Origin of the sequence: Streptomyces sp. NBC_01384, assembly GCF_045040035.1 — a bacterium.
Classification (GTDB): Bacteria; Actinomycetota; Actinomycetes; order Streptomycetales; family Streptomycetaceae; genus Streptomyces.
Genome location: NZ_CP109559.1, coordinates 7,357,517 through 7,369,487 on the forward strand (window position 1 = coordinate 7,357,517; position 11,971 = coordinate 7,369,487).

At 68.4% G+C, this 11,971-nt stretch carries 10 protein-coding genes and 3 pseudogenes; 8 read left to right on the forward strand and 5 right to left on the reverse strand.

What is annotated here, in order from left to right; translation table 11 throughout:
* Nucleotides 1-15: 15 nt before the first annotated feature.
* A complete protein-coding gene (locus OG747_RS33675; protein WP_405883128.1) occupies nt 16-837 on the reverse strand; it encodes an alpha/beta fold hydrolase in 822 nt (273 codons plus the stop codon).
* 659 nt (nt 838-1,496) lie between these two features.
* On the opposite strand from OG747_RS33675, the pseudogene OG747_RS33680 reads away from it, so the two are divergent.
* Together OG747_RS33680 and OG747_RS33685 are read left to right on the forward strand one after the other, a co-directional pair.
* Nucleotides 1,497-1,667, forward strand: a pseudogene (locus tag OG747_RS33680) (ester cyclase); the annotation flags it as partial.
* A gap of 61 nt (nt 1,668-1,728) precedes the next feature.
* Nucleotides 1,729-3,195, forward strand: a complete 1,467-nt coding sequence (locus tag OG747_RS33685) for an aldehyde dehydrogenase family protein (protein WP_405883129.1) — start codon at nt 1,729-1,731, stop codon at nt 3,193-3,195.
* A gap of 220 nt (nt 3,196-3,415) precedes the next feature.
* On the opposite strand, the gene OG747_RS33690 is transcribed toward OG747_RS33685, so the two are convergent.
* The gene (locus OG747_RS33690) at nt 3,416-3,679 is read right to left on the reverse strand and encodes an IS3 family transposase (protein WP_405883130.1); all 264 of its coding nucleotides are present in this window, start codon (nt 3,677-3,679) and stop codon (nt 3,416-3,418) included.
* 781 nt (nt 3,680-4,460) lie between these two features.
* Between OG747_RS33690 and OG747_RS33695 the strand changes: the two genes are divergently transcribed.
* On the forward strand, nt 4,461-4,787 hold the full coding sequence (locus OG747_RS33695; protein WP_405883131.1) for a WXG100 family type VII secretion target: 327 nt from the start codon (nt 4,461-4,463) through the stop codon (nt 4,785-4,787).
* A 59-nt stretch (nt 4,788-4,846) separates the two neighbouring features.
* Nucleotides 4,847-5,158, forward strand: coding sequence for a WXG100 family type VII secretion target (locus OG747_RS33700; RefSeq protein WP_405883132.1), 312 nt, complete (start codon nt 4,847-4,849; stop codon nt 5,156-5,158).
* Between the two features lie 19 nt (nt 5,159-5,177).
* Here the strand turns inward: OG747_RS33700 and OG747_RS33705 are convergent.
* A pseudogene (locus OG747_RS33705) lies at nt 5,178-6,181 on the reverse strand (IS5 family transposase).
* Between the two features lie 142 nt (nt 6,182-6,323).
* Between OG747_RS33705 and OG747_RS33710 the strand changes: the two are divergent.
* Together OG747_RS33710 and OG747_RS33715 are read left to right on the forward strand one after the other, a co-directional pair.
* Nucleotides 6,324-7,431: pseudogene (locus tag OG747_RS33710) on the forward strand (IS701 family transposase); the annotation flags it as partial.
* Nucleotides 7,432-8,718: 1,287 nt separating this feature from the next.
* A complete protein-coding gene (locus OG747_RS33715; RefSeq protein WP_405883133.1) occupies nt 8,719-8,895 on the forward strand; it encodes a GTP cyclohydrolase I in 177 nt (58 codons plus the stop codon).
* Here the strand turns inward: OG747_RS33715 and OG747_RS33720 are convergent.
* Complete coding sequence (locus tag OG747_RS33720; RefSeq protein ID WP_405883134.1) at nt 8,886-9,746, reverse strand: ricin-type beta-trefoil lectin domain protein; 861 nt, start codon at nt 9,744-9,746, stop codon at nt 8,886-8,888. The two genes, OG747_RS33715 and OG747_RS33720, sit on opposite strands and share 10 nt — an antisense overlap.
* 335 nt (nt 9,747-10,081) lie before the next feature.
* Here OG747_RS33720 and OG747_RS33725 point away from each other — a divergent pair, with 335 nt between their 5' ends.
* A complete protein-coding gene (locus tag OG747_RS33725) occupies nt 10,082-10,594 on the forward strand; it encodes a WXG100 family type VII secretion target (protein WP_405883135.1) in 513 nt (170 codons plus the stop codon).
* 57 nt (nt 10,595-10,651) lie between these two features.
* On the opposite strand, the gene OG747_RS33730 is transcribed toward OG747_RS33725, so the two are convergent.
* Nucleotides 10,652-11,191 (reverse strand): hypothetical protein, encoded by a 540-nt coding sequence (locus tag OG747_RS33730; protein ID WP_405883136.1) that lies wholly within the window; start codon nt 11,189-11,191, stop codon nt 10,652-10,654.
* A gap of 321 nt (nt 11,192-11,512) precedes the next feature.
* On the opposite strand from OG747_RS33730, the gene OG747_RS33735 reads away from it, so the two are divergent.
* Nucleotides 11,513-11,971, forward strand: coding sequence for a WXG100 family type VII secretion target (locus OG747_RS33735; protein WP_405883137.1), 459 nt, complete (start codon nt 11,513-11,515; stop codon nt 11,969-11,971).

Here is an 11,971-nt window from a genome sequence, read left to right on the forward strand (position 1 = left end):
GGGAGGGAAGCGGCGTCAGCCGTCGTGGCGTACGGCGTCGAGCACGATACGCAGGACCGCCTGCGGGTGGGACACCATGACGGCGTGCGAGGAGTCCACGTACTCGACGTGGGCATGCGCGCGCTCGGCCATGAACTGCTGACCTGCGGGCGGAATGGCCTTGTCGTTCAGCGTGACGAGGTCCCAGGACGGGATGGTCTTCCACGCCGGATCGCCGGACATCTCGGTTTCCGCGGTGTAGGACAGCGGCCGCTGCGTGGCGGCCATCACCGAGGACTCGGTGGCGGACACGTCGGCGGCGAACACCTTCCGGAAGTCCTCGGGCTTGATGTAGATGTCCGCGTCTTGGCCGGCCGGTGCGGACGGGTTCGGAGCAGGGCGCGTGAGGGTCGTGTCGGGACCGAGCAGGGAACCGGGGTACTGGTGCGGATCGAGTACGGTCGCAAGGCTCTCCCCCTTGTCGGGTACGAATGCCCCCACATACACCAGTGCCTTCACGTTGTCGACTCCACGGGCCGCGTTGGTGATGACCGCGCCGCCGTAGGAGTGCCCGACCAGCACGATCGGTCCGCTGATCGTCCGCAGAATCGAGCGCACGTAGTCGGCGTCGCTGGTGAGACCGCGCAGCGGGTTCGGCGCCGCGACAACCGGGTAGCCGAGGCGCTGCAGATCCGCGATGTCGGTGTTCCACCCGCTGGAGTCGGCGAAAGCCCCGTGCACGAAGACGATCGTGGGCTTGGTGGTGTTCTCGGAGATGCTGCCCTCGGTGGCAGCCGCGCCGACCGCGTTCGGCAGGAACACGGTGAGGGCCGCGCTGAAGGTCAGAACGGGGTACATCCAGCGTCGCCTGAGGGGGCGAAGGCGAACGGGCATGGCTTTCCCTTTCCCGGAGTGAGGAGCCCACTTGCACAACTGGGCCGGAACAGCGGCGAATTCATCGCGCCGATACCCAGACGGTAAGTGGGGCGGCGTATCACGGACTTCCGTCATGTGACTGTCCCCTCCTCCGCCGTGTACGGAAATTCGTCCCATCAGCGCGACGCGGACCCGCGAGTTGTGGGATTCAGGATTCGGTGATGCCGGCGGCGTGCGGCGGATGGTGCAGGACCCCGGACGACGGCGGAGCGTCTTTCGCGCGGTGCAGCCGCGCGTGCTGATCCGTTGCCCCAGCGGCGCGGGGGATTGCGGATCATAGTGGCGGCACGCATCCGTTCCCGCGCAACACGCGTGCCAAGGTGAGGCGTCCGGGCCAGGCACAACGGCGCAGAGTGTGGAAGCCACCGCGAACCAGACGACGGCCGATCAGGAGGATCCGCCCCGTCATAGCGGTCTCCCAGGGCCCGCGGCGACCACGAGCCGCCGGCAGGGTGACGACGTAGGCCGTCAGGTTCGCGAGGCTGATGTCGAACGACCTGCCGAGGGCGGCAGTCGCATGACTCAAGCCACGCCCCCGGGACGTACGTACGCTCGTCGCGTCGGGATCGCGATACAGCAGCGTTCCGCCCGCGGACAGGCGAGTAGTTGTCCAGGCCCTGGCCCTCTTCCACTTCCGCGACGGCAAGGTGGTCGAGAACTGGATCGTGATCGACCAGTTCGGGCAGTTCCAGCAACTCGGCGCCCTGCCGTCCCATCTACTCCCCGCCCAGGTCCCCGCCGCCAAGCGGTGAGAGGTCCTGTGGCTCAACCCGGCCCTCCCTTCCCTGAGCGACCTCACCAGGAGGAACTGCCATGTCCGACATCACCGACCCCTACACCGGATTCGATCTGATGCCGCTGGCCGGCCAATGGCGCCCCGGCAGCGCCGGTCGCCTACTCACCGACAGCGATCCCTACAGCGGAGAAGTGCTCACCGAGATCCCGCTGGCGGGTACCGGCGATGTGGATCTCGCCTACGACGCCGCACGGGAGGCACAGCGGGCCTGGGCGCGCACCGCCCCCGAACAGCGGGCAGCGGTCTTCCAGCGGGCGGCGGACATTGTCATGAAGCGTGCCGACGAGCTCGCGGACTGGCTGACCCGCGAGATCGGAGCCACCCGCGACCGGGCCGCCGTGGAGGTCGCCATCGTGGCAGCCGTCACCGCCGCCGCGGTCGGACACACTGCCGACGTCGTCGACACAGTCGGTACGGATGTCCCCGACAAGGAGAACCGGGTCTACCGCAAGCCCGCCGGGGTGGTCACGGTCATCAGTCCCTGGAACTTCCCGATGTACCTGTCCAATCGTTCCGTCGCCCCCGCTCTGGCGCTGGGCAACGCCGTCGTACTCAAACCGGCCGAGGATTCCCCGGTGACGGGAGGCCTGCTGCTCGCCAAAGTGTACGAGGAGGCCGGGCTACCCTCGGGCCTCCTCAATGTCGTCATCGGCAAGGGCCATGATGTCGGCGACTACATGGTGCAGCACGAGATTCCCAGGGTCGTCTCGTTCACCGGCTCCACCCCCGTCGGCCGGGGCATCGCCGCCAAGGCGGGAGTGAAGAAGCTCGCGTTGGAGCTCGGTGGCAACGGACCGCTCGTGGTGTTGGACGACGCGGACCTCGAACGGGCGGCGGAGTGCGCGGTGTTCGGCAGCTACTACCACCAGGGACAGATCTGCATGGCCACGAACAGGGTCATCGTGGACACATCCGTGTACAGCGATTTCGTAGATCGTTTCGTCGAGCTCGCCCGCGCGCTACGGACCGGCGACCCGCGGGAGGCAGCCACCCAGCTCGGCCCGGTCATCAATGACAAGCAGCTCAACGGCATCCGCGACAAGGTGGCCGAGGCGGTGGCGGGCGGGGCGCGGCTGCTGCTGTCCGGCGAACCGACGGGCCCGACCGGTCGTGTTCTGCCGCCCCATGTACTTCTGGGTGACAATTACGTCGCCACTGCTGCCCGGGAGGTCTTCGGACCCGTGGCTACGCTGATCCGCGCGGACGGCGAGGCGGACGCCCTGCGCATCGCCAACGACACGGAATACGGCCTGTCCAGCGGCGTCTTCACGCGCGACGTGGAACGCGGCATGCGGTTCGCCCAGCAGGTGGAGGCGGGAATGACCCATATCAACGACACCACCGTCCATGACGACGTACACGCCGCCTTCGGAGGCGAGAAAGCGTCGGGTGTCGGTCGCTTCGGCGGCAGATGGGTCGCCGATGACTTCACCACCCACCACTGGATCAGCATCCAGCACAAGCCGCGTCCGTTGGTGTTCTGAACGCCGCCCGGAGCGAGGTCGGCGGGACGGCGGTGAAGCCGAAGGTGCCCACCGGCCGTCCCGCTCGGTCCCGCCGTTCCCCGCTCCGGCGGTCGTGGGTGCTTCGGGGCCGTCGGCACCGGCTTCAGCCGAATGGCTGGAGGGCAAGGAGCCGCCCCCTGACCACGGCCGTCACCGACTCTCAGAGGGCGTTTGATCTAGGCGGATTGCCCTTTACATCCTAGTTGGTGCCTCGCCAGGTGGGTGTGGTCTCGTCCGTTATGCGCTTGGTGAGGTTGTCGATCGAGGCGATGTGGATCACCGCTTCGGAGCTGGCGGCCGGGTCCGGGATCGTGGTGCGGTGCTTCTTGCGCAGGCGCAGGCCGACGAGCCCGATGGTCCGCATGACGCGGGCGACGCGCTTGTGGTTCACGCGCTCGCCGTCCTCGCGGAGTTCGGCGGTGATGCGCGGGACTCCGTAGGTGCCGTCCGACTCGGTGTGCACGGCACGACCCGGCCGCGGCGGTCGGCGGGGCTTGCGCCCTGGACCAGGTGAGCTCGGGCTCGTGCAGATCGGGACCCGCTACCTGAGCTACAGATGCCGCTACCGCTACGGTACGCGTGTCTGCACCGGAGGCATCGGCCTCCACGCACGAGGCGGCACCACGCTCGGCACCACATACTTCACCAGTAGCAACCGCTACACGTCCCGGAGCCGCATACGCCACGAACGCAAGCACAAGAAGCAGTGGATGCGGTACGCATGGTGGTTCGTCGCCCGGGATCGACGCGCTGGTCAAGACGGGAAGCGCTCGGTTCGTCTGACTGGATGTGGCCGAGCCGGACAGCGCCGGGAGGCTGGACGTCGCGCCGCAGGCGGGAATAGCCGGTCAGGTGATCGCGCAGCGATACCAGCACCACGCCCGGGATGGCGTAGACAACCAACGTCAGGACTCCGGTGATGGCGACGAGGGTGCTCAGCTTCCGCCTACCGCCGCCCAGGTGATCTCGGCGACGAAGAAGTCGCATCCGGCGAGGCGGGGCCGGAGCTTGGGCAGGGCCGGCGGGTGCCCGAAGGGGAGCCGTTCGGATGTCCCAAGGGACACGGAGCCCGGCCGATCGGCCCTGGTTAGGCAGCACCGAGGAGGCTCGGCGCCGCTTTCTGTGAGACTGCCGGGACGCTCTGTCGGAGACCAGGCGGCGACCCACGCCCTCCGGGGAGCGCACCAGCCGACGCGGCAGGAGGCATCCTGCCCGGCATTCCTACATCCCCTGGGGGAAAGACGATGGCAGACGACTTCCGAGTACTCCCGCAGGATGTCCAGGACGCCGCGACCTCCTGCGACGCCACCGCCAACGAGGTCCAGGCGCAGCTTCAGGAACTCAAGTCCTACGTACAGGGGCTGGAGGCCGAGTGGAATGGCATCGCCTCCCAGACCTTCGCGGCCCTCATGACTGACTACGACATCTTCTCGACCATGCTTGAGAACGCGCTCCGCGACATCGGCAGCGGCCTGCGCGGCAACTACGTCAACTACACCGATGCCGAGGACGCAAACATCAGGGGCCTCACCAGCGTGCACGGCACGATCCCGGGCGCTCATTTCCGGTGACTGGTCACCCAACGACCGCAACCGCTGCTTCACCGACACATCGCGCAGAGGAGAGGGACATGTCCGGAATCGAGGGAACGCCGATCAAGGTGCCGCTTGATCTTGAGGCTGCAGGCGCCACGATCAACGCGAAGGCGCAGACGATCACCGAAGAGCTGCATGCGCTCTGGAGCAAGCTGCAGCCTCTCGAAGCGACCTGGATGGGCCAGGCCCACGCGTACTACGACGGACTGCAGCAGGAATGGAACACGGCCGCTGCGGGTCTGTTCGCGCCGGAGGGCGTGCTGGGGCAGATCGCGTCGGCCATGCATGTCACCTGGGGCAACTACGCCGATTCCGAGGCCGCCAACTCCGCGACATGGAAGCACTAGGGCGCGTATCTGGTTTTGATCAAGGGGTGGCCCGCGCGAGCTCCTTGATCCAGATCATCGAGCCGCGCAGGTGGACTCCGGCGAGGTAGCTCTTGGGTGTCTTGTCGTAGCGGGTGGCGATGCCTCTCCACGCCTTGAGCTTGTTGATCAGACGCTCGACTGTGTTCCGCTCTTTGTAGAGCGCGGTGTCGTGGCTGACGGGCCGGCCGCCCCGGCTGCCCTTCTTCTTGCGGTTGGCGGCCTGGTCCTTCTTCTCCGGGATGACCGCCTTGATGCGTCGTTTGCGCAGGTAGGAGCGATTGCCGCGGGACGAGTAGGCCTTGTCGCCGGCAGCAGCGTCGGGCCGGGTCCGGGGGCGGCCGACCGGCCCGGGCACCCGGACTTTCTTGAGTACCGGGATGAACTGCGGGCTGTCCGCCGCCTGGCCGGCGGTCAGGACGAAGACCAGCGGGCGGCACTTGCGGTCGGCGGCGACGTGGATCTTGCTGGTCTGCCCGCCCCTCGAGCGTCCGAGCAGGGCTGCTTTCAGGCGGGCCTTGTGCCGGCGCCGGATACGTCGCCGTTCCTCCCGCTCGGGATCAGCTAAAGCACCCTGCCCGTCTTGTCCTTCCGGACTGCCCCCTTTTGGCGGGCATTCTCCTCCTCGGCGGCCGCCTTCTCCAGGGCGGCCATGACCTCTTGGCCGAGGTGCATCCCGGCAGCGTCGTGGTGAGCCCGGGCGGTGGTGGAATCCACACTGACCAGGGACAAGTCCACCTCACCCCGCTTCGCGGCCTCCGCGATCATCCCCTCCAGAAGCGCCTCGAAGACCCCGGCGTCCCGCCACTGCCGGAACCGGTTGGACACAGTCGTCCAGGCGCCGAACTCACTCGGCACCTCACGCCACTGCGCACCCGCCCTGAACCGCCAGATCACTCCCTCGAACTGCTGCCGCAGCCGCTCCGGGTACGGACCGCGCTCGCCGACCGGCAGGTACGGCTCGATCAACGCCCACTCGGCATCAGTCAGTTGCGCACGCGTCATACACGACGATCTACCGGATCCACCCCACCACGGGGCCAGATCCGGCAGATTGATCGAAACCAGATACGCGCCCTAGTAGGGCTTGGTCAGGTGCATTCGCTGGTGGCGTGTGCGGTTGAGGGGCTGTGTCGTTGACCGGTGTGTGACACCTGGGGAGTTGGATGAGGTCCGGTGCCGTCTGGAGGACTTCGCGGCGGATGTGTTCGAGCCGTTCGCGCGGGCGGATCAGCGTCGGTGGGGCGGGGTGTACCTGCGGGGACTGCTGCTGGACGGGCGGCGCAAGTCGGTGGAGCCGATGGCCGCCCGGCTGGGTGAGGACGGCAACCGCCAGGCCCTGGCCCATTTCATCACCACCAGCCCGTGGGATCCGGCGCATGCGAGGGCCCGGCTGGCATGGAAGATGGCCGCGGCGATCAAGCCGACCGTGCTGATCATCGATGACACGGGCTTCCTCAAGGACGGCGATGCGTCGGCGTGTGTGTCGCGGCAGTACACCGGCGCCGCCGGCAAGGTGACCAACTGCCAGGCGGGCGTGTTCTTGCACCTGGCTTCGGACACCGCCTCGGCGGCGATCGACTGGCGCTTGTTCCTCCCCAGGAGCTGGGATCCCGCCTCGCCGCAGGCCGAGCCCGCCAAGGTGGCTCTGCCGCGAACGCTGCGGCATCCCGCCGGACGTGGGCCATGTCGAGAAGTGGCAACTGGCCCTGGACATGATCGACGAGACCCGGTCCTGGGGCCTCGATGTCCCCCTCGCCGTGGCCGACGGCGGTTACGGAGACACCGCGGCCTTCCGGCTCGGCCTGGAGACACGCGGGCTGCACTACGTCGTGGGCAGCTCGACCACCCTCACTGCCCACCCGCACGACGCGACGCCGCACACCCTGCCCCACAGCGGCCGCGGCCGCCCGCCCCAGCCTGCTTACCCCGAGGCGGCGAAGAGCGTGAAGGAGCTGGTCATCGCCGCCGGGAAGCAGGCGGCACGGCCCGTGCAGTGGCGGGAGGGCTCCCGCCCGAGCACCGGCCGCAGCGGGTTCAAGCGCATGTACTCGCGGTTCGTGGCGCTGCGGATCCGGCCCGCTGGACGCGAGATCCGCAAGGCCGTCGACGGCCCGGAACTGCCCGCGTGCTGGCTGCTGGCCGAGTGGCCCGCCACCGAGGCGGAGCCGGTGCAGTTCTGGCTCTCCAACCTGCCCGACGACACCCCGCTGGCCACGCTCGTGCGGCTGGCCAAGCTCCGCTGGCGGATCGAGATGTGTCAGCGGATCTTTGCCAGGCGGACCAGGTCGGCGATCGGGATGTCGTTGGACAGGTCGGACAGCCAGAACCGGGTCGGCTTGCTGTCACCGGCGGGCCACTCTGCCAGCAGCTACACATCTGGCAGGACGCCGTGTGCTTCCCCTGGATTCCTCAAACGGTGTACACATATCGGCGCCGGAGTAAGCGAGTTGGTGGTGCGGCTGCCTCGAGCTTCTGAAGAAACGGCTGTAGAAGGCGCTGTTGCGGGAGGACGCGGTCATGGTGTCCTCGTGTCCGTCCCGCACCCGCAGAGCGCCGTAGACCCAGGTCTTCTCCGGCCCGCGACCGGAGTCGACCTCGGACTTGATGCGGCGGCTGTCCCGGCGACCAGCCCGGCGCCGGCGGGAACGTGCGGGGGATCACCGGTCCGAGCTCGTCGGCGAGGACGACTGTCGCGCCCTCGGGCGGGCAAGTGTAGAGCTCGATGATCCTGGTCCTTTTCCCCCAAAGTCCGCGCCTCTCGACCGGCTCCAGGACCAGGTGCGGCGCCAGCGCACTCCCTCGGCCAGCAGGATCCGGCGGACCTGGCTGCGGCCAATCTCGATGCCCAGTTGCCTGGCCTCGGCGGCCAGGGCGTCAAGGGTCCACTCCGGCGGCCCGGACTCGTTTGCCGACAGCTGCTGGAGTTGGCCGACGAAGTGCGCCCCGCTTGCGAGTAACCCTGACCGCTACGGCCGAATCCGATCTGTGCGACCCCGAACGAGGCTGCATGCTGGTCAAGGCCGCCACGGAGTGAGCTGCCACCCCGGGCACTGGGGAACAAGTCTCGACCACTCTCCGGCTCGTCGAATCGACCATCGCGACAGCGCTGGAGCGCGCCAAGGTGCGCGGTGAAATCACGGCGGAAAAGGATCCGGCGCGGCGCACGTCGTCACGGCCGATCTGGGCGTGGAGGGGGGCCGGAGCGGGTGGTCGAGCAGGCGGTCAAGGCGCTGGGCGGGCTCGATGTGCTAGTCAACAACGCGGGGAACGTCCGGGCGGGGGCGCTGGACGAGGACATCCAGGTCGCGGACATCCACAAGGAACGAGCCGCAGTGCCTGCATCGCCCGTACGGCGCAGGAGGAAAGGCTCTCCTCCGGGCGAGGCGCATGGGTCAACTCGGTGTTGGAGTCCGCTCCGAGTGACGCCGGACATCGGCGAGCGCGTATGCGAGAAATGGGCTTGGTCCGCGGGGTCCGGTCGACGCCGCTGACCGGACCCCGAACGGGGACACCCGCAGACCGGCGACCCTCTGGCGGCGTTGGCACGCCACCTGCTGATCGCGATCGGCGAGGACCCCGACCGCGAAGGACTGGTCGACACTCCCCGCCGCCACGCCCAGCGGTGGCGGGAGTTCGTCGGCTACCACGCCGACGACGTGGACATGGTGTTCGAGACCGTCGCCAGCGGCCGGGATGAATCCGCCGGTCAGGTGTAAGGGCCCTTCTCCCACTTCTGCACGATGGCACCGCTGCACCAGTGGACACTGAGAGTGTCACCGACCTGGTCGCCGCCTGACGAGACTTGTACGCACATGATGCTCTGCAGGCCGTTTGCGGTCAGATCGTGGGAGCCGGAGTTGTCCAGCACGAAGTGCTGGCTGCGCGAGCCGCTGCAGTCGCGTACGACGACGGCGGAGCCGACCGACGAGCCGGCCGCATCCATGCACAGTCCGTTGACGCGCACCGTACCGTCGCTCGGGTAGGTCCACAGCTGGGAAACTGAGCTGGTGCACTGGGCCAGTGCCAGGCGCGCTCCCGATCCACCGGTGGGCTGCACACACAGCTTCGAGGCGATCTGCTTGATCTCCCGGCCGCCCGGCGCGGGCGTGGGCTGCGCCCTGCGTGCGGTGGAGTCGATGGTGGTCTGCCGGGCAGCTCTGGCCGCGGGGGCGGTCGTCGTCGTGCTGTGGGGGGCGTTCGTCGTCCAAGAAGTGCCGCCGGACCTCGCCCCCGTGGCAGCGGGTGCCGGAGCGGCCTGGGTGGATGCGTCCCTATGGCGCGGACCGGTGCTGGGGGCTGCGGACGTCGCTCCGTGGCCCGGGCTCTGGGACGCGCTGGCGGCGGCGTCCGTAAGCCCCTTCGCCGGGCCCGATTTCTTATGGGCGAGGGCGCCGATACCGATGGCCGCCCCGGAGGCCACCACCACGAAGGCCAGCGCGGTCACGAGCCGGGTGCGCCACTTCGGGTGGCCCTCCGGCCGGTCGGTCCCTCCGCCCATCGCGTGCAGGAAGTCCTGGCGCACGGACCGGAACCGGGTCGTCGGAGTCTCGTCAGGTTGCTCTGCCATGTACTGCTTCCATCCCGATCCTGATGGCGGCGGGTGCCGACGGCTTCATGGTGCCCGACGCCTGGGCGGGCCCCCGGTTCCCTGGGGGCAGGAATGCACTTCTGGGCTGTTGGGGCAGGAGTACTGCCCCAACGTGCCGCCACCAGGAGGATGTGGTGACCGCGACGGACCGCGGATGGCCCCATGGAACAAGGGCGCTGCCCCGCATGCTCCCCCGGCCCGCTCGATCGGTCGGGTGTGCCACCTGGGCGCGGCGTCAGCAGCTCGCCTGCACGATCGCACGACAGGACAGAAGGCCGACAGCGCCCGCGCTGCGGCCGGGGAGAGGAGCAGTCATGCCCGGCCATTCCGGGGACAAGTACCGGGTCGATCTCCAGCAGTTCTCCCGCGCCACGACGGCCGTGGCGTCGGACGCCGATACGATCAGGTCCGATCTGGCCAGTATCCACGCCCAGTTCAGCACCGTCGGGGGAGTGTGGCAGAGCCCGGCCGGTGAGACCTTCGCCGAGCTCGAGAAGGCGCTCCGGAAAGCCACGGACGACTTGGTGAAGGTGCTGGAGGACCTGGTGGTGCGGCTGCGGGACACGTACCACAACTACGCCGAGTCCGAGCACAAGAACAGGGACAACCACATCCGCGTGCGTACCGCCCTGGACAGTTCGCAGCATGGAGGCGGCCATCAGTTCGGCGGCCACGGCGGCGGCGGGCATGGCGGCGCTCAGCACAGCGCTGGGAAGGCCACCAAGACGGGGACGGGCCACGCCGGCGCGGGCGGTCTCGTCGCCCAGAAGGCGGCCGTGGCGGGCGGACTCGAGTCGGGGGCGGTCACGCCGACGAAGCCCGAGTGAAGAAGTCGGGGGGTGGCTCCGGTGGACGGCCGTCCACCGGAGCCACCCCCCGAGCGCTCACTTCGGGCCTGGGACGATGGAGTTGAAGTCGGCGCTCGCATAGGCCTGGCCGGCGTTGTTGACGGCGGCGATGAACTCCCCCAGCATGCCCATCCCGTTGGCGATCGACAGCAGGGTCTGCTGCTGGAGCTCGTTGATGCCTGGGTGGCTGCCGTCGCCGTTCGCGAACGCTATGGCCACGTCGTGGATGGGGTCATTGGACGTGCCGTACTGGAGCTGCGGCGAACCGTTCTTGCTGGTGGGGTCCGGGACCGAACCGTTCGTCGGACCCTGCACCGTCGCCGTCTGCCCGTACACCCAGTCCTTGTCGGCGAGGAAGAGCGTCTTGAGCGTCGTGTACTGGTTGACGATGGCGGAAGCCGAAGTGATCAGGGTCTCCTCCATCGCGCGCAGCGAACCGAGACCGATGTGGAACGCGCCGTGCGGCGGCAGCGGGTCCTGGGTGCTGCCGCTCTGCGAGGAACCCTTGTTGAACGGCAGGAAGTTCGGGGGGGAGGTCCAGTACATGGAGAGTTCGGGAAGGGCGGAGTCGGCCACCTGAAACTCCCTTTCGTGTGATGGGTGGGTGTCGTACGCGGGCTCCGGTCGGCGGCGCGCCCGGCCTGGATTGGATCCCATGATGCGTTCGGCCGCGGCGGCCCGAAGGACGCACGGCAGATTTTGTCCTGCGGGCCAGTGGTTCAGCCCTTACGTTCATCGCGGCAGCGCGGCGGCCCGTCGCGCCGGTCGAGCTGGCAGGGTGGGGACCGACGCGCGACGCCGTGGCCGTTCGCCCAGGTGGCGTACCGCTTATCCGTCGCTATCCCGGCCTGTTGGCCTTGCTTGTCCGGTTTTCGATCCGTAAAGGGCGGGTTCGTCATGGCCTCCGTGCTCCCCAACTACGACACGGCCGACATCAAGATGGACCCCGCAGTGGTCTCCGACGCCGTCAAGGCGCTGATCGGCGGCGACCCTTATGAGCCGGGCGGGCTCGTCGCCGACGTGATCGACAAGCTTGAGGATGTGCTCACGCAGGTCAAGGACCTCACGGGATGGGCCGGCGACTCGGCCACGGAGGCACAGGACTTCATCGATCGCTGGCACAGCGCGACCGAGGAACTGATCGGGTCGAAGCAGAAGCCCGACGGTGTGCTGCAGCGCGTGGTCAAGGGCCTGGCCACCGCCACGGCCAACTACGAGGCGGCCGAGGACTTCGCCATCAAGATCTTCAGCGGATTCAAGGTGCTCGGCGGGACGGACTCCACGAACGCTGCGCCTACGTCCGTCACCAACGCGAGCCCTGACGACGTGGTCACGGCCATCACCGAGACCTTCTGA

Coding starts and splice junctions, on each gene's coding strand:
- OG747_RS33675 (WP_405883128.1), bottom strand. CDS start 837: ATGTACCCCGTTCTGACCTTCAGCGCGGCCCTCACCGTGTTCCTGCCG.
- OG747_RS33700 (WP_405883132.1), top strand. CDS start 4,847: ATGTCCGGAATCGAGGGAACGCCGATCAAGGTGCCGCTTGATCTTGAG.
- OG747_RS33720 (WP_405883134.1), bottom strand. CDS start 9,746: ATGGCAGAGCAACCTGACGAGACTCCGACGACCCGGTTCCGGTCCGTG.
- OG747_RS33725 (WP_405883135.1), top strand. CDS start 10,082: ATGCCCGGCCATTCCGGGGACAAGTACCGGGTCGATCTCCAGCAGTTC.
- OG747_RS33695 (WP_405883131.1), top strand. CDS start 4,461: ATGGCAGACGACTTCCGAGTACTCCCGCAGGATGTCCAGGACGCCGCG.
- OG747_RS33735 (WP_405883137.1), top strand. CDS start 11,513: ATGGCCTCCGTGCTCCCCAACTACGACACGGCCGACATCAAGATGGAC.
- OG747_RS33685 (WP_405883129.1), top strand. CDS start 1,729: ATGTCCGACATCACCGACCCCTACACCGGATTCGATCTGATGCCGCTG.